Genomic DNA, 24491 nt, shown 5'->3' with positions numbered 1-24491 from the left:
CCAGCGCGTGTCGGTGCTGCGCAATAAGCAGCCTGATCAGGGCACAAACTCCACCTTCAACCCGCGACTCGCGCTGCGCCCCTGATCATCACTGACTCGCAACCGATACTCCCCCGACTTTCCCGGGCGCCAGTTCAGCGTGGTGTGCGGCGGACCCTGGCCGATCAAAGTTTGATCAGCAAACCAGTACAGTGTGGCAGCGTCGCTGGCGGCGTTGGCATTCAGCGGGATGCTTTCCTGGGGCTGGGACAGGCGCAATTGATAGCTCACCTGGGTCAGCGGTGAACGAATCTGCGGGGCTTCGCTCTGGTCACTGAGGCGGTTGGGCTGGCAGTTTTTCATTACGTTTGGCGGGGTACGCCGTGGAAGGCCGGCGGCGCGGTACAAGCGTTGCACGTCACTGGGCCAGAATTCGAAGACTTCTTCGCGCGTGTAGTGTGCGTCGAACGGTGGGCAGGCGGCCTTGCCGGTGCGGGTGTCGATCAGCACGGGGCGGTGCAGGTTGGACACGCGAATCGGCGACACACCGGGGATGTACCAGGTCTTGCGGGTCTGCGGGCACCAGCGGTTGGGCAACTCGCCGGACGCCGCGCAGACGTCGATGCGCACTAAGCCGGCAGGCGGTTTGTCGGCTTTGATCACCACGTTGGGCAACGCCAGGGGCAGGGCGTCGGCGATGCGGAAGAACAACGGCGCGGCGGTCTTGGCGCCGATGAATGCAGGGTTCGGCCGGCCATCGAAGTTGCCCACCCACACCACCAGCACGTAGGGACCCACCAATCCCGCACTCCACGCATCGTGAAACCCCCAGGACGTGCCGGTTTTCCAGGCGGTGCGCCAATGGCGGCCGGGCAGGCCATCCGGGCGTGGGTTTCGGCGCAGCATGTCGCGCACCATGAACGCCGCCTGGGGCGTGAGCAGTTGCGCGCCGGTGGATTGCGGTTGTTCCTGCAGATAGCGCAATGGCCGCAGGTGCCCGTCACCGGCCAGCATCACATACAGTCGCGCCAGTTCCTCCGGGGTCATTTCACCCCCACCGAGGGCCAGGGCCAGGCCGTAATGGCTTTCGTCACGCAGGCCTTTTATCCCGGCGCGTTGCAGCAATCCATACAAGGAAGGCGACTTGACTTGGCTGGCAAGCCACACCGCCGGGATGTTGCGACTACGGATCAGGGCATCCCGCGCGGTCAGCGGCCCGACAAAACTGCCGTCGAAATTTTCCGGCTGGAAGTAGCCGAAGTTACTCGGCAGGTCCTTGAGGATACTCATGGGGTGAATCACCCCTTGGTCCAGCGCCAGCCCATACAGGAACGGCTTGAGTGTCGAGCCCGGCGAGCGCCGCGACAGCACGCCATTGACCTGGCCGTGAAGGCGTGTGGATAAGTAATCCGCCGATCCCACCAGCGCCTTGACGCTCTGGTCGCGGCTGTCGATCAGGATCGCCGTGGCGTTTTCCACACCCGTGCTGCGACGCTCGGCGATGAAGCCGCTGATCAGGCGTTCGAGCAAGTGTTGCAGTGGTAGGTTGAGGGTGCTGTTCAGCTCATTGCCAGGCTGGGACGCCAGCAGTTGTTCACTCAAATGCGGCGCCAGGAACGGAATCTGCTGGCGGTTGCGCGCCTCCAGAGGCAAGTCCAGCAAACTGTCGTTACGTGGGTCTTGTGGATACGTCTCGCGCCAGTCGGCCATCAAGCGCTGCCGCGCATGTTGCAGCGACGGCCCGAAGCGTGCGCGTCGCCCCGGCTGCTGCGGAATCACCGCCAGCGCCAGTGCTTCGGACAGCGACAGCTGCGCCGCCGACTTGCCAAAGTAGATCCGGCTGGCCGCCTCGGCGCCTTCGATATTGCCGCCCATGGGCGCGAGGTTCAGGTAGGCCTCAAGGATGTCGTGCTTGCTGTAGCGCGCCTCCAGCCACAGCGCCAAGGCCATCTGCTGCAACTTGCCCGGCACCTGTCGGGTGTTCAAGTCCCACAGGCGCCGTGCCAGTTGCATGCTCAAGGTCGAGCCGCCCTGGCGCTGGCCACCGCTGTAGGTGGTCACAGCCGCGCGCACCAATGCCGGGGGGTTGATCCCCGGGTGCCAGTAGAAGTTGCGGTCTTCCTTGAGCAGCAAGGCTTCGACCAGTGAAGGCGATATCCGCTCCAGCGGTAGCCAAAGTCGGTATTGCCCGTCATCGGCCAACGTCATGCGCAGCAGCGAGCCATCATCGGCCAACACCACGCGTGATGACGTGACTGCTTGCTCCAGCGGGACATGGGGCCACAGCCGCAACCCCGCCAGCATCACCGCCGCTGCGAGCAGCGGCGTCAGGCGCTTAAGGCTGGGTGATTTCAAGCTGGCCTACTTTACCGCGCCCTTGCAGGGTGGTTTCGTACATGCCTTCGGCGTAGGCCGGTGGCGTGTTGAAGGTGCCGGCGTTGGTGGCACGCACGCGGTAGACGAAAGTGCCTACATCGCGCAGTGCGGTGCCGTACAACACCACTCGATCATCACGTACGTCCACGTACTCCGGCTGCCAGTTGCTCAGCTCGGTTTCGCCGATAGGTGCTTGCCAGCTTTCTTCTTCCTGGCTGTCCTCTTCCACGTACTCGGACGCTTCGCCTTCACCGTCCTCGCTGCTGGCGGCTTCTGGCTCCGGCGGCAAGTTATACACAGGCTCGACGCCACCGGGGAGCAAGTCGACTACGGCCACTTGTTGTACTTGGTCACGGTCGGTCGCGCGCAGGCGCAGGCGCACCAGGAACTCATCGCCTACCGCGACCGTGCTCACCGGCTCGCCCTTGAGGTCGAGGTATTCGTGGATGATCTCCAGGCCATTGTTGATCGGCTTGAGCTTGGCGCCCTTGTCGAAACCGGCTTCGCTGAGCATGTAGAACGCTGCCGGGCCGTCGGATTTTTCCATCACCAGCTTCTGCGTAGCGCCCGGCACAGCGGCGCGCGGCGGTTGCCCGGCCATCTCCAGCAATTGCTGCTGTTTGTCCCCCAGCCAGGCCGTGGCCTTGAGGGTCATGTCGCTTTGCGCACGTTGGCCGTAATTGTCCAGGGCGCGCAGCAGCAGGGCCGCCGACAGCGAGTTGTAACGCTGCTCGTTGAGGCGCTTACCGAGTTTATCCAGCAGCGCTGTAGGTACATAGTCCATCAGCTCTGGGAAATGCCGCGCCAGCAGGTGCAAGTGTTCGGCATCGTGCACCAGGGGGTCGTAGTAGAGGCCATCGCTGTCCCACTTATCCACAAGTGAGCGCCAAGGGATTTTGCGGAACAGCGTGTCAGCCTGGCGATCCTGTTTGAGCAGTTTATAGCTGGCCGCCAGGTAGGCGGCGCCCAAGTCGTTCTGCCAACTGTCCTTGAAGTAGTTTTCGTAGCGCTCGCGGATATCGCTCAATGCGCCGCTTACCAGAATCCCCTGACGGCTCAGCAGGTAACTGGCGTAGGCGCGGTTGCGCAATTCCGACAGGCCTTCGCTCGGGCCATTGGCCAGGTCCGTCAGATAGGCATTCGAACGCACCAGCAGGTCTTCCGGCACCGGCAAGCCGCGCTCCCTGGCTTCGATCAGGAAGTCGGTGGCGTACAGGCTGGCGTACGGCGCCACGTCCGGGTTTGCCGCCCATAAACCGAAGCCACCGGCCTGGTTCTGGCGCTGGCGCAGCATGCGTACCGCACTGCCGAAGGCTTGTTCGGCTTCCGGCGCGTTACCGCCCCAGATCAACGCCGGCATGGCCTTGGACACCAGCTGCTCGGTGCAGGCGTAGCCGTAGTCGTCCAGGTAATGCTTAAGGCCGTTGGCCCACACCAGCGGCGACGCCGCCACGCCCAGTTGTACGTCACGCAGTTGGCTGAACAGCTCGCGGGTGGGCTTGAGCTCTTTGCTGGCGCTGTCGAAGCGGCCCAGGCTCAGGGCGACGCGATGCTCGCTCAGTGGGCGAATCGAGGTGGTTTCGGCCACCTGGATACGTTTGCCGTCCGGCAACACTGCGACAAAACGCAAGTCCGCCGAACCCAGGGTTTCGCCGACCTTGATCTTGAACTCGGCGGTGCCTTCCTTGCGCGGTTGCAGGGACAGGGTGCTGCCCTTGTCACCCTGTACCTTCAGGCCATCGCTGGCCTGCAGTTCAAACTTCACATCCGCCGTGGTGTCGAGGTTGCTGAACACCCCGGCGCTGACGTTGAACACATCCCCCGGTGCCACAAAGGCAGGCACGTTTGGCGTGATCACGATCGGGCCGCGTACTTCGGTATTGGTTTCGCTGACACCCACACTGTCGGTGTCCACCGCCACCGCAAACAGGTGCAACTTACCGTTGAAGCTGTCCGGCACCTGGTAATGCAGCACGGTTTCTCCGGCGGGTAGATCGACCAGTCCAGACCACCAAGCCACCGGCGGCTGATGTTTGCGTTTGAACGGGTTGAGGTGATTGGCCAGGGCGCCTTCCGTATCGCCACCGGGCGCTGCCCCACTGAGCAGACGGCTGAATTCCGGCAGGATCAGGTCAAGGATCTGACTGGTGCCTACCTCCAGCGCACGCTTCTGGAAGAAGAAGCCCAACGGGTCCGGCGTCTGGTAACGCGCCACTTGCAGAATGCCTTCGTCTACCGCGTAAACCACTGCGCGGCCCGGACGGTCAGCGTTAACCTTGATATCCAGCGTCTGCCCCGGCTCGATCTTCGCCGGGCCTTCAACCTTCAGTGCCATGCGCCGCGCATCCAGGTTGATGCTGAACGGCACCACGCCGTAGGACAGCGGGCTCATGTACACCTCGGCCGAGCCCATGTCGCGCACAAACTGCACGTTGACGTAGGCATTGCCCTCAAGCCCTGCCGGTACGCGGATGTGTTGCACGCTGTTGGTGCTGTCGGCCTTGAACCACTGCTGGGTGTAGACCTTGTCGCGTTCGATGGTGATCAAGCCGGCACCGGTATACGGGGCACGAATGCTGATGGCGATCTCATCACCGGTGGCGTAGCTGGGTTTATCCAGACGCAGTTGCAGCTCGGCGTTGCGTTCCAGGGAGCGCGATGTGTTGCCGTGCCCGGCCACGCTGTAGTCGACCTGGTTGAGCAGGTTGCCGTTGGCGTCCTTTAACTGCAGGGTGAAATCGCCCGGCGTTGACGTGTTTAACGTTTGCTTGGCGCCTTCTTTCGTCATCACCAGCGGTGAGGCGGGTTGGCTGATGTTCTTGATGCGCGACTCGTACTTGTAGGCGCCGTTGGACTGTTTCACCAGCACCGACACATAACGGTGCTCGACCACTTCGCTGGTCAGGCCGTCCACCGCCAGTGGCGAAAGGTCCGGCGCGACGGCCAGCCATTGAACCTGGCGCGGCGCATCCTTGGCGACGTACGACAGCGAGTCCTGACTTTTCACACCGACCAGATAAGGTGCGGACGACACCAGCAAGGCACTTTGCGCCGCCACATTACGGCCGCCTTCGGCTTCGAACACCTGGCTCATTACCTGCAGGCGGTAGGTGCTGTTGGCGAAGCGTTGCAGGTTGAGGTCGAGCACGGCCTGGCCGTTGTCGTCGACGGTGGTTTCCGCCAGGTCTTCAGTGGTGGCGTCTTCCAGGGAGTCGTTGAGGCGGAAACGGTAATCCGGGTAACGGTCAAACGCCGCGAGCGTCGGGCTCAGGGACATCTTCGCGGTGACACGACGCCCTGATGCCGGAGCGCCGAACAGGTGCATGGCGGTGACCTTGGCCACCACCTGGTCCGGTGGAATCCAACCCTGAACAGGTGTGTCATGCAGGCTCAGGCTGACCTTCATGCGGTCCGGCTCGAAGTCGCGGACCTTGAAGCTCACGCTGCCCAGGTCGGTGCGGGTCTGCTTTTGGCCGATCAACTGCAAGGTCGCGGTGTATTCCCCGGCGGGGGCGACTTCGCTGCTGGGGAAATCAAAGGTTTCAAAACCGCTGGCGGACAGCTTCAACGGCTGGCGAATCACTTCCAGTCCGCGCGGGTCGGTGATTTGCAGTTCCACCGGCAAGCCTTGCAGGGCGCCTTTCCAATTGCCGCTGCGCACGATCATGCCCAGATGCGCGGTTTCCCCAGGCCGGTAAAGGCCGCGGTCGGTAAACAGGTAGGCGCTGAGGCGATCGATCGCACCGTCTTCTTCCAAACCGCCTACATCGAATCGCGACAGATCCAGTTGCTGGGACTGACGGGCGATCGGCAGGAACGACTGGTCATTGCCGCGAGTGACTACATACATCAGCGGCGTTTTCTCACGGCGCAGTTCATCCAGCTTGGCGAAATGCGCGTGGCCTTCGCCGTCAGTGTGGCCGCTGCTCACCGGCAAACCGTTGCGGCCGATGATGTCGACTTGCGCGTCGGCGACGGGCGAACCATTGCCGATGGACTGCACATACACATCGTGGCTGCCATCGCTGGAGCGCTTGGCGATGATGCCCAGGTCCGTCACCACGATAAAACGCAGGTCGCTGGTGCTGCTGCGGTCGTATTCGAAGGTGCGCTGGGCCGGATCATCCTGGGGGCTCAGCTTGAGCACGAAAATGCCGCGGCGCCCGCCATTGGCCGTGAGGTAGTGGCTGAGGTCCACATTGTCGTAGACGGTTTTCGCGGGGTCATTGGACGACAGCGGGATGTCCAGCGATTGACGCTCAACCATGCGGTCGAAGTATTCGTTGCCGAAGTTCGGCCGGGCAAAGCTGCCGCTGCTCTGGTCCACCAAGTGTTGCAACTGGTTGGGCAGCAGGCGGGCGATTTCCACATGGGCGCCAGGCACACCACGGGCCATGAAGCCCAGGCGTTTTTCACCGTTGAGGCTGAGCAAGGCGCCTTCAGACAGGAACTGCAGGGTGCGCGGGTACGCGGGCATGCTGATCAGCGACGCCGTAGGATTCTTCGCCAGGTAGCCGCCGATGGCTTCCAGGTTGGCGGGTACGCGTACATACACGGCGCGACCCGCCGGGGCCTTGAATTTGAAGGCGTGCAGGGTATTCAGCGGTTCGACGCTCGGCACGTGGGTCAGGTTAACCTTGCTGCTGCGGGCGAGCAGGGCGTCGTCGATGTCGTTGCTGCTGTAGGGGCGCGTGTCGTCCTGGGCTTTTTCCGGCAACAGCCAGGCCTGGACCTTACCGGCGATGGTGTCGTCGGCTACAGCGTTGGAGCTGCTGAACATCAACACCGGCTCTGGTTCACCACGCGCGTTGTCGACAAAACTCACTTCGGCGCCGGTAAAGGTCAGGCGATAGCGACCGGGCACGGTGACTTCCGCCACCAGCGGCGCGGTGCTGGCGTTGCCACCGTCGCGGGCCTTGATACCTTCGTCGAGCTTGGCGCTGACCGGCGTGCTTTCAAGTGGCGTGGCCAGGGCGGCGGAGCGTACGTAGGCGTTGAGTTTTTTCTCGTCGAAGGTGATTTCCGGGCGGTTGGGCAATTGGGCGTCGCGGTAGGCCAGGCCTTTGCCGAGGGTTACCGTGACGCGCTTGCGTAGGTTGTCTTCATCCACCGGGTGGGAAAAATGGAAGGTCGCCACCAGCTGTTTCAGCGTCGGGTTGGACGGGTCCTGGTACAGCTCGTTTTGTGCCAGGGTGGCGCGAAACGGTTGGGTGGAAAACTGCGTGCTGTATTGGTCCAGTAACACGCCATCGGCCAACAGGTCTTTCTTCGCCATGTCCAAGGTGTAATGGGCGTCGATGGGCCAGTCTTTTTCCGGTACGAACAACAGGCTGCGGTCATCTGCCCAGCGCCAGGTGCCCGCAACCGCTGGTTTGAGGGTGATGCCCTCGGTAACCGGCTTGCCGATGGCCGACAGCGGCGCCACGGATTCGCTGAAGCGCACCTGCAAGTTATCCACAAGCGGGGTTTGCTGGGTGTAGTCGGTGAGGTTCGGTTTGTGCAGCGAATAGCTCGCGGTATGCGGCTGCGGCAGGTTGGAATACCAGTGCCAGCCGTAGAAGCCGGCGGCCGCCAGCAACACCAGACCCAATAAGCCGGCACCGGTTTGGCGCGGATAAGCGCGCGCCTTGTTGCCCAGGTTCGCCAGCCCACGGCCGATGGCACGCAACCAGAACGGCGGATGCCATTGACCAAAGACGGCCCCCACCACAGTCAATAACGCACCGACAACACGGCGGCTGATCGCTTTGAACGAATCGAACATGGTGAGCATCCCTGGCTAAGTGCGGCGTATCTTACACGCCTCTTTGACACAAAAGATGACGCCGATACGCTGCGCCGCTAGGCGTGTTGTACAAAAGTGAGACGCACCGCAAAACCGATCAAAAGACTGCCGAATAACCACTGCTGCATACGCTGCGCCGAGCGATTGCGCGCCAGCCACTGGCCGATGCGCGCGCCGGTCAGTGCGTAGCAACAGTCGAACACGAAACCGACGGCCACCAGGATCACGCCCAGTAACGCAAACTGCGCCGCCACCGGGCCGGCTTGGGGGTTGATGAATTGCGGCAGCAGTACCGAGCAGAACAGCAGCGCCTTGGGGTTGAGCAGGTTGGTCAGCAAGCCGCGTTGAAACGCTGCACGCCAAGCATGGGCTGCCAGCGGGGTGTTTGCCATATCCAGAGGCGGCAGCATAGACGCGCGCAGGCATTGAATACCAAGCCACAACAGATAGGCCGCGCCACCCAGGCGCACGACATCAAAGGTCCACGGCGCCACCTTGAACAAGGTCGCCAGCCCCATGCCCGCCAAGGCCACATGGCAGGCGCGGGCCAGTCCCAAGCCAATCGCCGTGGTCAGCGCCAGGGCTTTGCCCTGGCGGGCTCCGGTCTGCAGCAGCAGGATCATGTCCGGCCCGGGCAACAGGTACGCCACCGACAGCGCCACCAAAAACAACCAAAGTTCCGCCATGTAAAGTTCCGCCATGTCTCACCCCCTAGTGTGTTGGCCAATTCTAGGGCTGAAGGGTGGGGCAGGTGCTTGCGTAGTCAGCCACAAAAGCGTCTAGTCTTGGCATTCTCTGCCACTGATAACTTGATCGGCCATTCACTTATGCCAAACCTGAAACTCGATGCGTTTGACCGCAAGATTCTCGAAGCCCTGCAACGCGACGGCCGCCTGAGCAATGTGCAACTGGCGGATGAGATCGGCCTGTCTGCCTCACCCTGCCTGCGGCGCGTGCGTCTGCTGGAAGAAGCCGGTGTGATTCGGGGTTACCAGGCCACGCTGGACCGTGACGAAGTGGGCCTGGGGATGATGGTGTTCGTTGGCGTGAAGGTGGAGCGGCACAACGACACCGAGGCCAACGCCTTTCGCGAAGCGGTGATGGCCTTGCCCGAGGTGATCTCGGCGTTCCTGGTGTCGGGGGAATCGGACTTTCTGTTGCAGGTGGTGGTGCCGGATCTGCGCGGCTACGAGCGATTTGTCACGGGCAGCCTGTTGAAACTGCCGGGGGTGAGGGACATCCGCAGCAACTTCGCGATCCAGACCGTGAAAACCCCAGGCGCTTTGCCGCTGGGGCATTTGCCAGGTTGATGTCTGAGCCCCTGTAGGAGCGTCAGGTCCACCAGTAGCGCACGAGGTGGAAGAAGATGGGGGCGGCGAAGCACACCGAATCCAACCGATCCAACATCCCGCCGTGCCCTTCGATCATATGGCCCCAGTCTTTCACGCCCCGGTCGCGTTTGATCGCTGACATCACGATGCCGCCGGCAAAGCCGAGCAGGTTGATCAGCAGCGCAATCAAGAACGACTGCCACGGGTTGAATGGCGTAGTCCACCACAGTGCCGCGCCGATCAGGGACGACAACAGGATCCCGCCGACAAAGCCTTCCACGGTTTTCGACGGCGACAGGTTGGGCGCGATCTTGTGTTTGCCGAACAACTTCCCACACACGTACTGCAATACGTCCGACAGTTGCACCACGATCACCAGGTAGGCAATCAGCAGCAGGTTGCGGCCTTCGTAGCCGGGAATGTCGAGGGTGAGCAGGGCGGGTACGAAAGACACGCAGAACACCGCGATCATCAGGCCCCATTGCACCTTCGACGCGCGTTCCAGGAAGTGCGTGCTGTCGCCACCCAGCGAAGCGAGGATCGGCAGCAGCAGGAACACGTACACCGGGATGAAGATCGAGAACAGCCCGTACCAGTCTGAATAGATCAGCAGGTATTGCAGCGGCAGCGCCAGGTAGAACGCGGCGACCAGCGCCGGGTAGTCGCTGCGGCGGGTGGGCGTAAGGGTGAGGAATTCACGCAGGGCGTAGAAGGACACCGCGTAGAACAGCAGGATCACCGCGCCGGTGCCGAGCCAGAAGGCGATGCCGATGACTACCACCATGACCCACCAGGCGTTGATGCGGGCGTTGAGGTTGTCGATGACGGCGTTTGGGCTGCCACGGGTGCGTAGCTTGAGGATCAGGCCGATCAGCGAGGCGAGCACCAGGATCGCGCCGATGCCGCCGAACAACATCAGGGTTTGGCTATCCATGTCAGACATGCTCCGGGGCAAGGGCGAGCAGGGCGTCGCGGGTGCGGGCGAGGAACAGCGTTTTTTCTTCGCCTTCTTCCAATTGCAGCGGCGCGCCGAAGCTGGTGGTGCACAGCAGGGGCAGCGGCAGTACGCGGCCCTTGGGCATGACCCGATTTAGGTTGGCGATCCACACGGGGATCAATTCGGCCTGTGGGTAACTTTTCGCCAAGTGATACAAGCCACTTTTGAACGGCAGCAAACCGTCTTCGAGGTTGCGCGTGCCTTCCGGGAAGATGATCAAGGAGTCGCCGCCTTCGAGCGCGGACAGCATGGGCTGCAGTGGGTTATCCACAGGGTCCTTGCGTTCGCGGTCGATCAGCACGCCGTTGAATACCCGGTTGATGATGTAGCGACGCAAGGCGCTTTTATTCCAGTAATCGCTGCCGGCCACCGGGCGCGTGAATTTGCGCAGGTTCTGCGGCAACGAGGCCCACAGCAACACGAAATCACCGTGGCTGCTGTGGTTGGCGAAGTAGATGCGTTGCACCGGCACCGGCGCGCACCCCAGCCACAGGCTGCGGGCACCGGTGACAGTGCGGGCCATGGAGGTAATCAGCGTGGCGACCACGGGTTCGAACATGGGAATTCCTTATCCGGCGAAAGGCAGCCAAGGGCTGGCGAGGATCACGCCCAGGGTCAGCAGCGCTTGCGCGCCCAGCAGCCAGGCTTGTTTGCGCAACAGTTTAAGGGCGCCGCGACGGCGTTCGGTCCAGGGCCGGCCAATGCGCTTGGCCGATTGCAGGCCAAGGGTTTGCAGGGCCTGGTCAAGGTCCGGGGTGCGGTCGATGTCGCGGGCCAGCAGGGCGAACAGGTCGGCGTCGAAGGCCACGCGCAACGCCCAGTATTTTTGCAGCAGCCCCAGAATAATCATCCACAGGCTGAGCAGCAGGCAGATGGTTGAAATACTCGCCATCAGCAACTGGGCGAGGCCAAATAACACACCGGCCACGGTCAGGCCTGTGGATAACTGATCCAGTGAACGGCCACGGCGCAGCAGGCTGGCGACCACCTGGAGTTCCATATCAGCGGGCATGGGGCAAACCCTCCAACGCTTGACGATGAGCAGGATGCAGGACCACATGGGCCCGCGCTGTACGAATAATAGCCAGCGCCTGGTCCACCGTGGCGGCGCGCCCGCTGTGCAGCAGCCAGGCGGCGACCGCGGTGGCGCTGCGTGAGTAGCCAAGGGCGCAGCACACCAGCACCGGGCCGCTTGAACGCAGACGCTCGATGGCCTCGGCGGCTTGCTGGCATTCGGTGGGTGTCGGAGCGATCAGGTCCAGCACGGGGATGCTTTGATACGCGCGACCCTGTGGATTAATTGGCAACTCGGCACAGAGGTCGACGATGGCGTTGAATGAATCCTGCTCTTTCGCACTGGGAATCCGTCCAAGCCACACGTTATCCACAATCAGGTCCGGCTGTGGGTGTTTGCGTGTCCACAGGCGCGAATTTATCCACGCCCCGGCCAGGTAAGGTGCATACAGCCAACGCGCCGCGGGTGTGAGCCGGCCATCGGTGCGTTTCTGAAAGCCCGACGCGCCGAGCACTAGGTAATTCACCTTGATCAGGCCCAGGGACACCGCCGGCCAGAGCAGCCATAACCAGCCGCCGCCCAGGGAAAATGCGAGTACTGCCAGTGCCAACGCCCCCAGGCCGTAGCGCAGACCCAAGCGCCAGCGCTTCGAATCCCGGGTAAGCCGTGCATTCAGCAATGGGCTTGGATGTTCCACCGGCCACAACCACACACACAGCCAACCGGCGAGGGCGCCTGTGGGTAAGTCGATAAAGTGATGTTGATAAGTGGTCAGCACCGAAATGCCGATCAACGCGAACCAGCCATGCACCAGCCAGCGCCATAACCCCTGGGTGTGGCGCTGATACATGACCCACAGGATCACCAGCAGCGCGATATGCAACGAAGGCGCCTGGTTGAACGGTTTGTCGAACCCCGCCAGCACGGCAAACAGCCAGCCGAACACGCCATTCAGTTCCGGCCGCTCGAAGGTGAAGCGCAGCGGCCAGATCAGGAAGCAACTCACGGCGATCACCTGGGCACTCAGCAAGCGCAGCGCATGCTGTTTCAACTCATGCCGGGTGTTGGGCAGCAGCAGGGAAAACCCGTAGAGCAGGTCGATGGACCAGTAGGGCACGATGGTCCAGGCCCAGAACGGCATATGGGTTTCCCAATCGAACACCAGCGTGCCGACGTCGCTGCGTTGGCTGGTCACCCACGTGGCAAAGCCGTAAGTGCTGAAGAACAGCGGCGCCAACAGCAGCAGCCACAGGACCGCGGGTTTCAACAAACCGGGTTCGCGCATGCTCAGATCTTCTGTGCCAGGGACACGGTGAAAATGCCCCATTCATCCACACGCTGGGTGATCTTGCGGAAACCGGCAGCTTCCACCAACTGATCCATTTCCGCTTGGCTACGGCGGCGCATGACCCAGGCCTGCCCCTGGCGGTGGCTGGTCAGCGCACGGGCGATCAGCTCCAGTTGCGGGTGCCATGGCTGGCCGGTGTAGACCAGATAGCCACCAGGTTCCACGGCTTCAGCGAGGCCCGCCAGTGAATTGCCAACCATGCCGTTATCGGCAAACAACTCATACAGTCCGGACACCACCGCCAGCGTCGGCTTGGGTTCCAGCGCAGCCAGATCCAAACGGTCGAATGCATCGCCTTTGACGAACTGCGCAATGTCCCCCAGGCCTTTCTCGCGAATCAGCGCGCCACCGTCGCGCACGTTGATGTCGCTGTAGTCGCGCAGCAGGATCGATTCCGGCAGCGGCGACACGCCCTGCAAGGCTTCCAGAATATAGCGGCCATGACCGGCGGCGATATCCACGATACGGACTTCGCGACCCTCCCCACGCAACTTCGCCATTGCCAGGCGCAGGAGCTCTTCGACGTTCAACTTGCGTTGGCGAATGCCACGCCAGCCGATGGAGTTGAGGTAGTTGGTGTCGATCAGCCGCCCCACCCCGCCCTTGCCGGTAGGTGTATTGCGGTACACGTAGTCCAGGGTGCTGCCGGAGTCGAAGCCGGTGTCGAAGCCCAGCTTTACGCCGTCCGACAGGCTCTTGCCCAGGCCCATGCTGGCGCGGGTCATGCGCCAGTACAGGTCGCGCAAGGAGTTGCGCGGCAGGGGGGCGGCGAGGGCTTCGGACTCGGCACAGGTGGCGCCCAGCTTGTCGGCATCCAACAGTGATGCACGGTCCAGCGGGTGTTCGAAATTTTGCAGGATGAAACGCCGGGCGCTGTTCACGGCGGTGGCGCGGTCGCGTTCGCCCAGGGTGTCGTGGAAGAAACCGGGGAGGATGTGCAGCTCTTTTTTCAGGCTCCCAAGGCGGTCGAAAAATTGCTGCTGGGGCTTGCGGTGCACCACAAAGTCCGAACCCGAGATCAGCAGCTGCGTCGGCACCTGGATCGCCTGGGCATCGGCGACAACCCGGTCGGCCGCTTCGTAGAGGCCGAGCAGCACATTGACCGATATCGCCTTGGTGATCAGCGGGTCGCTGTCATAGGACGCGACCCGCTCCGGGTCATGGCTGAGGAACTTGGCCTTGACGTAACTATTGACGAAAAAGTTGCCACGGAACTTGCGCATCAACGCCAGGCCTGGCCGCGCAAAAGGCACGTAGAGCTTGACCTTGAAAGCGGGGGAAGCGAGCACCAGCGCGCGGATTTTCGGCGCGTAATCGTGCACCCAAGTCGCGGCAATCACCGCGCCAACGCTTTGCGCGATGACCGCGAAGTTCTCTTCCTCGATGCCATAGGTGGTGCCGATGTGGTCACAGAAGGTCTGCACATCACGGGCGCTGGTGGCGAAGCTGGGGCTGTCACCGCGTTCGCCGGGGGACTGGCCGTGGCCACGGGCGTCCCACGCGAAAAAGTCGAAGTGCGGCAGGTTCAGTTCATCCACCAGGTGGGCGATACGCCCCGAATGCTCATGGCCGCGATGGAACAGCACGATAGCCTGGCGCGGCCCGTCGCTCTGCGTGGCCGGCCAGTGCCGGTAGAAAAGCTCGACGCCGTCATGGGTGCTGAAGGTGTGCTGTTGCTGTTCGCGCATTGCAAAGTCCTTATGCAGAAGGGGAGGTTTCTGGTTGTTCTTTGAGGCCCTGACGCACCCGATTGACCATGGTGTAAGCGAGCAGGGCGGCCACCAGCCACATCACCGTGTCGACCCAGCCCGCGCCCAGCCAGCCCAGCGCCACGCCGGTGGCCAGTACGCCGAGTACGAACGCGCGATCGCTTTTGCCCATCGGCCCGTCATAGCGCCGTGATGCGCCCACCATCGGCCCCAGCACGCCGGCGTATTCGCTGAACACCGCCAACAACGCCACCAGCAGCACCGGCGCCAGGCTCACGCCGGGGATCAGCGCGAACGGCAGGATCAGCGCACTGTCGGCGATCACATCACACAGTTCATTCAGGTAGGCACCCAGGCGCGACTGCTGGCCGAATTCCCGGGCGAGCATGCCGTCGATGGCGTTGAGAGCCATGCGCAGGATCATCCACAGCGGGATCAGGGCAAACAGCCACAGGTGTTGGGCGAAGCCGGCGATCAGCAGGCCGACCAGCAAGGAAATCACGCCGGCCAGCACGGTGATCTGGTTGGCGGTGGTGCCATTGTCATAGAGGCGCTGCACAAGAGGGCGCAGCAGGTTTTGAAAACGCGGCTTGAGCTGATAGATCGAAATCATGGGAGGTGACGCTTCCTTGTCCGTGGACCCGCGAAAAACTGTTCTGGAGTGTGCCGATTAATCGTGGCCTGCACCAGTGATGGCGCGTGTTTCTGGGGGTTTAGTCACGGTCTGCTCTTAAGCAAACAAAAATTTCACGCCGTGTGTTATATCGTAACTAATTGTGTACAAGCGGACGTAAGTGGATGCGAGTGGATCTGGAAGCTGACGGCGCTTCGGCGCAAGGCCTTCCGCGTTTTCAACAGGGGCTGTTCCATGCGCGCCGAGTGCGCCAGGCCGGTATCAGCCTGACGGTGCTGGCCATTGCCGGCTGGGTGCTGGCGTTGTTTGTCGCGTTGTTTGCGCCGCTGTCGATCTGGCCGGTGGTATTGATTAACTGCGCGTCGGCGTTGCTGCTGCTGGTGGCCGGATTGCAATCGGCGTGGTGGGTGGCGGATTGGCGCGCCCAGGCGTTGGAAGAACCGTTGGTTCAGCTACCGGTTGAAGACGCGAGCCGTTACGCGCGTCTTGTGGAGCGCTTTGGCCAACAGATTGGCACGCCAGTGTTGTGGCTGGGGGGGTGGTCGTTGCTGGCGCTGGTCAGCATTGTCGAGTTCTGGAACCTGGCCTTGCCCGCCGCACCGGTCGGTCAATCGGCAAGCGTTGGAGCCGCGCTCGCGTTGGGATTGGCGTTTGGTTTGCTGGTGTTTGAACGCCGCCTGGCCCAGGAGACCGCCGCGCAATGGCCGGAAGCGTCGCAACTGGCGCAATTGAGCCGGGTAGCGATTATTTGCCTGGTGGTCAGTGCGGTGTGCCTGCTCTTTGCCGGTGCGAACGCCGTCTGGCCCCTAAGGTTGGCCGTAGGGATCGGCTTGCTGCCAGCACTGGTCTCGCTGGAGTTTCTATTAAGAGCGGTGCTGTCCCTGTTCAGCCCGCGCGAGCCACGCCTCGAGCCCCGGCTGATGGCGCAAAGCTTTATCGCCGGGCTGCTGCGCTGGCCGCCGCAACCCTTGCTCGCGCTGCAGCATGAATTGCACAACCGCTTTGGCATCGACCTGCGCCAGATCTGGGCGTTTACTTACATGCGTCGGGCGTTCCTGCCGGTGTTGCTGGTGGTGTTGGCGGTAGGCTGGACGCTGACCGGCGTGCACGAAGTGCCCCTGCAAGGCCGTGGGATCTATGAACGTTTTGGCAAGCCGGTACAGGTCTTCGGCCCAGGCCTGCATGCGGGATTGCCGTGGCCATTGGGCCGCGTCATCAACGTGGAAAACGGCGTAGTGCATGAACTGGCCACCAGTGTCAGTGAAGCGGCCACGTCGGAACTGGCCCCTGCCGAAGGCCCGGCGCCGTTGATTGCCAACCGTTTGTGGGACGCCAGCCATGTGAATGACAAGTCTCAGGTGATCGCCAGCAGCAGCGGCGACAAACAGAGCTTCCAGATCGTCAATATGGATGTGCGTTTCGTCTACCGCATCGGCCTTACCGATCAGGCCGCGCTCGCCGCCACCTATAACAGCGCGGACGTAACAACCCTGCTCCGCAGCACCGCCAGCCGCATCCTCGTGCATGACTTTGCCTCGCGCACCCTCGACGAATTGCTCGGTGAACAACGCACCCGCCTGGCTGACGAAATCGGCCGCGCCGTACAGGCCGATCTGCAAAAACTCGACAGCGGCGTGGAAATCCTCGCCACGGTGGTGGAGGCGATCCACCCTCCGGCCGGTGCCGCCAACGCTTACCACGGTGTGCAGGCTGCACAGATCGGCGCCCAGGCCCTGATCTCCCGCGAACGCGGCGCGGCCAGCGAACAAACCAACCAGGCGTTGCTGCAAGCCAGCACCGCCCGCGACCAGGCCACGGCCACAGCCCGCGAAGTGAACGCGGGCGCGCAAGCGGCCAACCTGCGCTTCGCCGCCGAACAAAAGGCCTACGCCACGGCGGGGCAGGCGTTCGTGCTGGAACAGTACCTGGGCCAACTCAGCCAGGGCCTGGCCCACGCCAAGCTGCTTATTCTGGATCATCGCCTGGGTGCCGACGGCGCGCCGACGATCGATCTACGTTCTTTTACCTTGCCGGCCGATCCTTCGGTGCCGCGTAAAGCCGTTCAATAAGGAGTCGGTCTGTTGAGCGCTCATTCTCACGATCACGGTCATCATCACGGCCATCACCACCACCATCATCACGGTGATGAACAGGCTGCCGGCCCGTTCCCCTGGCGGCGTATGACCTGGGCGCTGTTGCTGGTGCTGTTTGCAGTCGCCGCCGCCAGCCTGGTGCAAGTGCGATCCGGCGAAGCTACGGTGATCACGCGTTTCGGCAACCCATCGCGGGTGCTGCTGGAACCGGGCCTGGGCTGGCGCTGGCCGGCGCCGTTCGAAGCGGCGATCCCGGTCGATTTGCGCCTGCGCACCACTTCCAGCGGCTTGCAGGATGTGGGCACCCGCGACGGCCTGCGCATCATCGTGCAGGCGTACGTGGCGTGGCAGGTACAGGGCGACGCGGACAACGTGCAGCGCTTCATGCGTGCGGTGCAGAACCAGCCGGATGAAGCGGCGCGGCAGATTCGTACCTTCGTGGGTTCGGCGCTGGAAACCACGGCGGCGAGCTTCGACCTGTCCAGCTTGATCAACACCGACGCCAGCCAGGTGCGTATCGCTGATTTCGAAGCACAGTTGCGCCAGCAGATTGATCAACAATTGCTCACTACCTACGGTGTGCGCGTGGCCCAGGTCGGCATTGAACGCCTGACCCTGCCGTCGGTGACCCTCACCGCCACCGTCGACCGCATGCGTGCCGAGCGTGAAACCATTGCCACCGAACGCACCGCCGTGGGCAAGCGTGAAGCTGCGCAGATCCGCTCCGCCGCCGAGCGTGATGCGCGGATTGTGCAGGCCGATGCCACGGTGAAGGCCGCCGATATCGAGGCCCAGTCGCGGGTCGAAGCGGCGCAGATTTATGCTCGCGCTTACGCCGGTAATCCGCAGCTTTACAACCTGCTGCGGTCCCTGGACACCTTGGGCACGGTTGTCACACCGGGCACCAAGATCATCCTGCGCACCGACGCCGCACCGTTTCGCGCCTTGGTGGACGGGCCAAAGGATGTCCAGCCATGACCGAGCGTGACACCCCGGACAGCCCATGGATCCAGGCCGGGCGCCTGGCCTTCCTGGCGTTGTACGCGGTGACTGTATTGGCGGCGCTGGCCTGGGCGTTTTCCAATGTGCGTCAGATTGACCCGCAGAACCGCGCGGTAGTCCTGCATTTCGGCGCGCTCGACCGTATCCAGAATGCCGGGTTGTTGGTGGCGTGGCCGCAGCCGTTCGAGCAAGTGGTACTGCTGCCGGCTGCTGACCGCGTGATCGAACGCCGCGTGGAGAACCTGCTGCGCTCCGACGCAGCGATCCAGGCCGACCGTGTGGCCAGTTTCGCGACGCCATTGAGTGATGCGTTGGCCGGTTCCGGTTACCTGCTGACGGGCGATGCCGGTGTGGTGCAACTGGATGTGCGGGTGTTCTACAAGGTCACCGAGCCCTATGCGTTTGTGTTGCAGGGCGATCATGTGCTGCCGGCCCTGGATCGGGTGGTGACGCGCAGCGCGGTAGCCCTCACAGCGGCGCGGGACTTGGATACTATTTTGGTCGCGCGCCCCGAGTTGATCGGCACCGACAACGGCGCCGCTGAACGCCGTGAGCGGTTGCGCGGCGACTTGGTGCAAGGCATCAATAAACGCCTTACGGAGTTGGCGTCCACTGGTTTGGGGCTGGGCATCGAAGTGACCCGTGTCGACGTGCAATCGAGCCTGCCGGGCCCGGCGGTGAATGCGTTCAACGCCGTGCTGACTGCCAGCCAGCAAGCCGACAAGGCCGTGGCCAATGCGCGCACCGACGCGGAAAAACTCACCCAGACAGCGACCCAGCAGGCCGACCGCCTGGTGCAAGTCGCCCACGCCCAGGCCAGCGAACGTCTGGCCAATGCCCAGGCGCAAACCGCGACCGTTGTTAGCCTGGCCCAAGTGAAAGACCCGGGCCTGTTGCTGCGCCTGTACCGTGAGCGCTTGCCGAAGATTCTCGGCCAGGCCGGTGCCGTGACCACGGTGGATCCGAAAGACGACTCCCGCTTGATCATTCAGGGAGCCGAACAATGAGCGCACCCATGCTGACCTCCGCCGAGCAGCGCAGCGCTGCCCGGCAATTGACCCTGGCGATGCTGGCCCTGGGTTTGCTGGTACTGGGCCTGGCATGGCGCTGGCTGGCGCCGGACCAATCCGGCGTGAGCCAACTCCTGCTGGGCGTCGCGTCGTTGCTGGTGGCCGTGCCGGTGATGCGTTCGGCCTGGTACAGCCTGCGGTTTCCCAGCCTGCATGGCATCACCGACCAACTGATCGCCCTGGCCATGCTCGGCGCCTGGGCGACGGGCGATCTGCTGACTGCCGCGTTGTTGCCGATCATCATGATCTTCGGTCACGTACTGGAGGAGCGCAGCGTGATCGGCTCCCAGGAAGCGATCCACGCGTTGGGCAAGCTGACTCGCAGCCATGCGCGGTTGGTGCAGGCGGATGGCAGCATTGTCGAAGTGGATAACGGCACGCTGAACACCGGCGATGTCGTCGAAGTGCGGGCCGGTGATCGGGTGCCGGCAGATGGCGTGGTGCTGTCGGGCCAGGCGAGCCTGGATACGGCGCCGATTACCGGTGAGTCGGTGCCGTTGGAAGCCAGTGTGGGCGTGCAGGTGTTTGGTGGGGCGATCAATCTCGACGGCCTGCTGCGCCTGCAAGTGACCCGCACGGGTAATGAGTCCACGTTGGGCAAAGTCATCGCGTTGATGCAGAACGCCGAGCGGTCCAAGCCACCGATTACGCGGCTGCTGGAACGCTATGCCGGCAGCTATATGGTGCTGGTGTTGCTACTGGCGGCGGTGACCTGGTTCGTGACCAACGACGCCCAGGCGATGCTCGCCGTGTTAGTGGCGGCGTGCCCGTGCGCGTTGGTGCTGTCGGCACCAGCCACCGCGATCGCCGGGATAGCCGTCGCGGCGCGGCATGGAATCCTGATTCGCAGCTCCGCGTTCCTGGAGGAGCTGGCGGACCTGACCTCATTGGTGGTCGATAAGACCGGGACGCTGACCTTCGGCACCTTGCGCCTGCACTCCATCGAAACCACTGCGCCGGATCGGCAGGTGCTGCTCAACCTGGCGGCCAGTCTCGGCTCCGCCAGCAGCCATCCGGTCAGTCGGGCGTTGGCGGGTTTGGCAACACAGGAACAGCTGTTGGTGTTGACGGATATTCGTGAGCGTCAGGGCTTGGGGGTAGTGGCGCAGACTGATCGGGGTGAAGCGGCCTTGGGTCGGCCGGAATTGTTTGAGCAACTGGGTATCACCACCACCGCCGTGCCGAATCACGATGGCCCCATCGCCGGGCTGGCGCTGAACGGGCAGTTTCTCGCCTGGTTGCTGCTGGCCGACAGCGTCAAGCCGGAGGCACGCCAGGCTCTGCAAGAGCTGCGTGACCTTGGCCTCGGTCGCCAACTGCTGCTCACCGGCGATCGCCAAAGCGTGGCCAACAGCCTGGCGCTGGAGGTAGGCATCAGCGATGTCGAAGCCCAGGCCTTGCCCGAAGACAAGCTCAACCGCGTGTTGGGTGAGATCAGCAACGGCTTCCGCCCGATGGTGGTGGGCGACGGCATCAACGACTCCCTGGCGCTCAAGGCCGGTGTGGTTGGCGTGGCCATGGGCGCGGGTGGGGCGGATATTGCCCTGGCGTCTGCGGACGTGGTGCTGATCGGCAGCGACTTGCGACGCCTGGGCACGTGTGTGCGCTTGAGTCGCCAGTGTCGGCAGACTTTGCAGGTCAACGTGATCATCGGCCTGGGCTGGACCTTGGCCATTGTCGTGTTCGCCGCTTTCGGCTGGTTGGGTGCGGCGGGCGCCATGATTGCAGCGGTGTTGCATAACCTCAGCACTTTGCTGGTACTGGGAAACGCGGGGCGGTTACTGCGCTTTCAGGAACCGCTTTTGAAGCTTGAAGAGTAATTTCAGAAATATTTGCACACCGCTGTAACGCCGATGAGGGGCCTCACTCTAGTGGTGTGTCGAGACTGAACAACCCGTTCGGACCGACACCCCTACGATCATGAGGAATACAACAATGAACATCAAATCCGCTGCTGCCGGTGCCGCTCTCGCAATGGCCGCCGCTACCCTGTTCGCCGGTGTTGTCACTCAGGCTCAAGCCGCCGACACCGCCGTTCACTGCTACGGCATCAACGCGTGCAAAGGCCAGAACGATTGCAAAACCAAGGACCACGCCTGTAAAGGCCAGGGTTCTTGCAAAGGCCAGGGCTTCAAGGCGATGGCCAGTGCCGATGCCTGCACCAAGGCTGGCGGCAAAGTCGGCGAATAACCGACAGCTCAGTGCACCCGCAGCGGTCGCCCACACCGCTGCGGACACTTTCCCAGGAGTGTCTTATGCCTACCTCTCTTCCGAGCCTCGGTTACGGCCTGGGTTTACGCAGCGAGTACTACCAGCAGATCCTTGAACAATCGCCACCTGTGGATTGGTTCGAAGTGATCTCCGAGAATTACCTGGTCCAGGGCGGTAAAGCCTTGTATTACCTGGATGCGATAGCCGAGCGCTATCCCCTGGTGATGCACGGTGTGTCCCTGTCCATCGGCGGGCCCCATCCCCTCGATACCGATTACCTGCAGCAGATCAAACAGCTCGCTGAGCGTATCCAGCCGGCGTGGGTGTCCGATCACCTGTGCTGGAGCCGCGGCAGCGCCCACCAGTTGCATGACCTGCTGCCGCTGCCCTACACCGAAGAAAGCCTCTACCACGTGGCCGCCCGTGTGCTCCAGGTGCAGGACGTGCTGCAACGCCCGTTGGTGCTGGAAAACGTCTCCAGTTATGTGCGTTCGAAAGCGGACGAATTCACCGAATGGGAATTCCTCAATGCCTTGGCCCACCTGTCGGGCTGCCAGCTGTTGCTGGACGTCAACAATGTGTACGTCAGCTCGCGCAATCATGGCTTCGACGCCTGGACGTTTATCCGCAACCTGCCACCGGAGAGTATCCGCCAACTGCATCTGGCGGGGCATATGGATTATGGCGACTACGTGGTCGACACCCATGACCATCCGGTGTGTGACCCGGTGTGGGCGCTTTACCAACAGACGCTTGAACATCTGGGACCCGTGTCGACGCTGCTGGAGCGGGACGACCATTTCCCACCCTTTGAAGAGCTGCTCACCGAACTGAACAAGGCCCGTGAACTGGGCGCGACGGCACTGGCCAGGAGGCCGTTATGCGCCTGACCGATTGGCAGTTGGCCTTCGAACAGCACCTGCTGACGGAAACCTCGACTGCCCGCAGTGACTTCGCCGCCACGTTGCTCGGCGGGCCGACGCTGGATGTGGACACGGGCCTGGCGATTTACCACAACGCCTACCTCTCACGGTTGCAGGAAGTCTTGCGGCATGACTTCAGCGCCCTCCTTTATTGGTTGGGCGATGACGAGTTTGCCGCGTTGACCGAGGCTTACCTGCGTCGCTACCCCTCGGCTCATTACAGCCTGCGCTGGCTGGGCGAGCGTTTCCCGGCGTTTATCCTTGAGCATTGGAGGGTGGAGCAGAGTGCGCCATTGGCGGAGCTGGCGCGCTTGGAATGGGCGTTTACCCTGGCATTTGATGCGCCGCAGGGTGAACCGCTGACGCTGAACGACATGGCGTCGTTGCCGCCCGACGCGTGGCCGGTGTTGCAGGTCTCCCTGGCGCCCTCGGTGCAACCGCTGCTGTGCCGGTTCAACAGCGTAGCCATCTGGCGTGCCAGCAAGGACGAATCCGACTTCCCCGACAGCCACACGCTAGCCCCGGCGCAGATGTGCCTGGTGTGGCGCCATCAGAATGTCTGCCATTACCGTAGCCTGGAGCCCGCCGAAGCCTCTGCCTTGACAGGAATGGCGACCACCGGTTGGAGCTTTGCCGAACTGTGCGCCGAGTTGGCAGTCACTCATGCAGAGGGTGCGCCACTGCAGGCCGTCACATGGCTGAAGCAATGGGTCCAGGACGGGTTGCTCGAGCGCCGAGCCCCATAGTAGAGCGCTATCAAATCGATAGCCTCCTACTTTGTCTTCGGATGGTCTAACCTCTCAGCAGACGTCTGAAACAAGGGGGGATCATCCATGCTCGCGCAACTTCCACCGGCCTTACAGAATCTTCAGCTACCGCTGCGTCTTCGACTCTGGGACGGCCATGAATTCAACTTGGGCCCCGAGCCCAGTGTGACCATCGTGGTGAAGGACCCCACGGTCGTGACCCAGCTGTCCCATCCAACGCTCGATTCACTGGGCGAAGCCTTCGTCGAGGGAAAGTTGGAGCTGGAAGGCTCCATCTCCGAGGTCATCCGGGTTTGTGATGAATTGAGTCACGCCCTGATCGCAGACGACGAGGGGAGTCGTCCGGTGCGCTCGATCCACGACAAGGCCACTGACGCAGCGGCTATTTCCTACCATTACGACCTGTCCAATGAGTTCTACCAGCTGTGGCTGGACCAGGACATGGCGTACTCCTGCGGTTATTTCGAAACCGGCAGCGAATCCATCGATCAGGCCCAACAAGACAAATTCCGCCACCTGTGCCGCAAGTTGCGGTTGCAGCCAGGTGAGTACTTGCTCGATGTCGGCTGTGGCTGGGGCGGGCTGGCGCGGTTTGCTGCGCGGGAATTCGGGGTCAAGGTGTTTGGCATCACCCTGAGCCGGGAGCAGTTGGCGCTGGCGCGGGAACGGGTCAAAGCCGAAGGCCTGGAAGAACAGGTGGACCTGCAATTGCTCGACTACCGTGACCTGCCGCAAGACGGCCGTTTCGACAAAGTGGTCAGCGTGGGTATGTTCGAACACGTCGGCCACGCCAACCTGGCGGAGTACTGCAAGATCCTGTTCGGCGCGGTGCGCGAAGGCGGCCTGGTGATGAACCACGGCATTACCGCCAAGCACACCGACGGTCGTCCTGTAGGGCGCGGCGCCGGGGAGTTCATCGAGCGTTACGTGTTCCCCAACGGCGAACTGCCGCATTTGGCGATGATGACGGCCGAGATCAGCGAAGTCGGGCTGGAAGTGGTCGACGTCGAAAGCCTGCGCCTGCACTACGCGCGCACCTTGGACCATTGGAGCGAGCGCCTGGAAGACAACCTTGAAGCGGCGGCGAAAATGGTGCCGGAGCAAGCGTTGCGCATCTGGCGGCTGTACCTGGCGGGTTGTGCGTATGCGTTTGCGCGGGGCTGGATCAACCTGCACCAGATTCTGGCGGTGAAACCCCATGCCGATGGCAGCCATGACCTGCCTTGGACACGGGAAGATATCTACCGTTGA

The 24491-nt window shown here is 62.7% G+C and carries 18 protein-coding genes; 9 read left to right on the top strand and 9 right to left on the bottom strand.

Translation table 11 applies throughout. From position 1 onward, the window contains the following. Positions 1 to 36: 36 nt before the first annotated feature. The 3 genes from pbpC to BMZ57_RS12880 form a co-directional block, all read right to left on the bottom strand. Positions 37 to 2334 carry a penicillin-binding protein 1C gene (pbpC, locus tag BMZ57_RS12890; protein WP_045791476.1) on the bottom strand — a complete coding sequence of 766 codons (2298 nt, stop codon included), beginning with the start codon at positions 2332 to 2334 and terminating at the stop codon, positions 37 to 39. After that, the gene (locus tag BMZ57_RS12885; protein ID WP_069672988.1) at positions 2315 to 8119 is read right to left on the bottom strand and encodes an MG2 domain-containing protein; all 5805 of its coding nucleotides are present in this window, start codon (positions 8117 to 8119) and stop codon (positions 2315 to 2317) included. The genes pbpC and BMZ57_RS12885 overlap by 20 nt, the downstream gene beginning before the upstream one ends. Positions 8120 to 8196: 77 nt before the next feature. Then, complete coding sequence (locus tag BMZ57_RS12880) at positions 8197 to 8826, bottom strand: LysE family translocator (RefSeq protein WP_029529035.1); 630 nt, start codon at positions 8824 to 8826, stop codon at positions 8197 to 8199. Between the two features lie 150 nt (positions 8827 to 8976). On the opposite strand from BMZ57_RS12880, the gene BMZ57_RS12875 reads away from it, so the two are divergent. Beyond that, a complete protein-coding gene (locus tag BMZ57_RS12875) occupies positions 8977 to 9450 on the top strand; it encodes an Lrp/AsnC family transcriptional regulator (RefSeq protein WP_029529034.1) in 474 nt (157 codons plus the stop codon). A gap of 22 nt (positions 9451 to 9472) precedes the next feature. Here the strand turns inward: BMZ57_RS12875 and BMZ57_RS12870 are convergent, their stop codons facing one another. Genes BMZ57_RS12870 through BMZ57_RS12845 form a run of 6 tightly spaced genes read right to left on the bottom strand, consistent with a single transcriptional unit; the run spans position 9473 to position 15153 of the window. Continuing rightward, positions 9473 to 10405: a phosphatidate cytidylyltransferase gene (locus BMZ57_RS12870; protein ID WP_010207670.1), complete on the bottom strand. Its 933-nt coding sequence runs from the start codon at positions 10403 to 10405 to the stop codon at positions 9473 to 9475. A gap of 1 nt (position 10406) precedes the next feature. Continuing rightward, positions 10407 to 11027, bottom strand: a complete 621-nt coding sequence (locus BMZ57_RS12865; protein WP_021491443.1) for a lysophospholipid acyltransferase family protein — start codon at positions 11025 to 11027, stop codon at positions 10407 to 10409. Positions 11028 to 11036: 9 nt separating this feature from the next. Further along, a complete protein-coding gene (locus BMZ57_RS12860; RefSeq protein ID WP_021491444.1) occupies positions 11037 to 11480 on the bottom strand; it encodes a hypothetical protein in 444 nt (147 codons plus the stop codon). After that, the gene (locus BMZ57_RS12855) at positions 11470 to 12768 is read right to left on the bottom strand and encodes a phosphatase PAP2/dual specificity phosphatase family protein (RefSeq protein ID WP_021491445.1); all 1299 of its coding nucleotides are present in this window, start codon (positions 12766 to 12768) and stop codon (positions 11470 to 11472) included. Before BMZ57_RS12855 ends, BMZ57_RS12860 begins: the two co-directional genes overlap by 11 nt. Before the next feature lie 2 nt (positions 12769 to 12770). Next, positions 12771 to 14519, bottom strand: a complete 1749-nt coding sequence (locus BMZ57_RS12850; RefSeq protein ID WP_069672976.1) for a bifunctional alpha/beta hydrolase/class I SAM-dependent methyltransferase — start codon at positions 14517 to 14519, stop codon at positions 12771 to 12773. 10 nt (positions 14520 to 14529) lie between these two features. Beyond that, complete coding sequence (locus BMZ57_RS12845; protein ID WP_010207663.1) at positions 14530 to 15153, bottom strand: CDP-alcohol phosphatidyltransferase family protein; 624 nt, start codon at positions 15151 to 15153, stop codon at positions 14530 to 14532. Between the two features lie 185 nt (positions 15154 to 15338). Between BMZ57_RS12845 and hflK (BMZ57_RS12840) the strand changes: the two genes are divergently transcribed. The 8 genes from hflK (BMZ57_RS12840) to cfaB all read left to right on the top strand — a co-directional run bounded on the left by hflK (BMZ57_RS12840) (position 15339) and on the right by cfaB (position 24491). Continuing rightward, positions 15339 to 17243, top strand: a complete 1905-nt coding sequence (gene hflK / locus BMZ57_RS12840) for a protease modulator HflK (protein ID WP_069672975.1) — start codon at positions 15339 to 15341, stop codon at positions 17241 to 17243. A 12-nt stretch (positions 17244 to 17255) separates the two neighbouring features. Beyond that, positions 17256 to 18245: a protease modulator HflC gene (hflC, locus tag BMZ57_RS12835; RefSeq protein WP_031290624.1), complete on the top strand. Its 990-nt coding sequence runs from the start codon at positions 17256 to 17258 to the stop codon at positions 18243 to 18245. After that, a complete protein-coding gene (gene hflK / locus BMZ57_RS12830; RefSeq protein ID WP_021491449.1) occupies positions 18242 to 19276 on the top strand; it encodes a protease modulator HflK in 1035 nt (344 codons plus the stop codon). Before hflC ends, hflK (BMZ57_RS12830) begins: the two co-directional genes overlap by 4 nt. Beyond that, positions 19273 to 21159 (top strand): cation-translocating P-type ATPase, encoded by a 1887-nt coding sequence (locus BMZ57_RS12825; protein WP_021491450.1) that lies wholly within the window; start codon positions 19273 to 19275, stop codon positions 21157 to 21159. The genes hflK (BMZ57_RS12830) and BMZ57_RS12825 overlap by 4 nt, the downstream gene beginning before the upstream one ends. 115 nt (positions 21160 to 21274) lie before the next feature. Further along, positions 21275 to 21529, top strand: coding sequence for a BufA2 family periplasmic bufferin-type metallophore (gene bufA2, locus BMZ57_RS12820; RefSeq protein ID WP_010207657.1), 255 nt, complete (start codon positions 21275 to 21277; stop codon positions 21527 to 21529). Positions 21530 to 21594: 65 nt separating this feature from the next. Beyond that, positions 21595 to 22440, top strand: a complete 846-nt coding sequence (gene bufB / locus BMZ57_RS12815) for an MNIO family bufferin maturase (RefSeq protein WP_010207655.1) — start codon at positions 21595 to 21597, stop codon at positions 22438 to 22440. Then, a complete protein-coding gene (locus BMZ57_RS12810; protein ID WP_010207654.1) occupies positions 22431 to 23219 on the top strand; it encodes an HvfC/BufC N-terminal domain-containing protein in 789 nt (262 codons plus the stop codon). The genes bufB and BMZ57_RS12810 overlap by 10 nt, the downstream gene beginning before the upstream one ends. An 87-nt stretch (positions 23220 to 23306) precedes the next feature. Further along, on the top strand, positions 23307 to 24491 hold the full coding sequence (gene cfaB, locus BMZ57_RS12805; protein ID WP_042571095.1) for a C17 cyclopropane fatty acid synthase CfaB: 1185 nt from the start codon (positions 23307 to 23309) through the stop codon (positions 24489 to 24491).

Origin of the sequence: Pseudomonas simiae, from assembly GCF_900111895.1 — a bacterium.
In the GTDB taxonomy this organism is placed as follows: domain Bacteria; phylum Pseudomonadota; class Gammaproteobacteria; order Pseudomonadales; family Pseudomonadaceae; genus Aquipseudomonas; species Aquipseudomonas simiae.
This window is presented reverse-complemented; position numbering and strand designations above follow the sequence as displayed.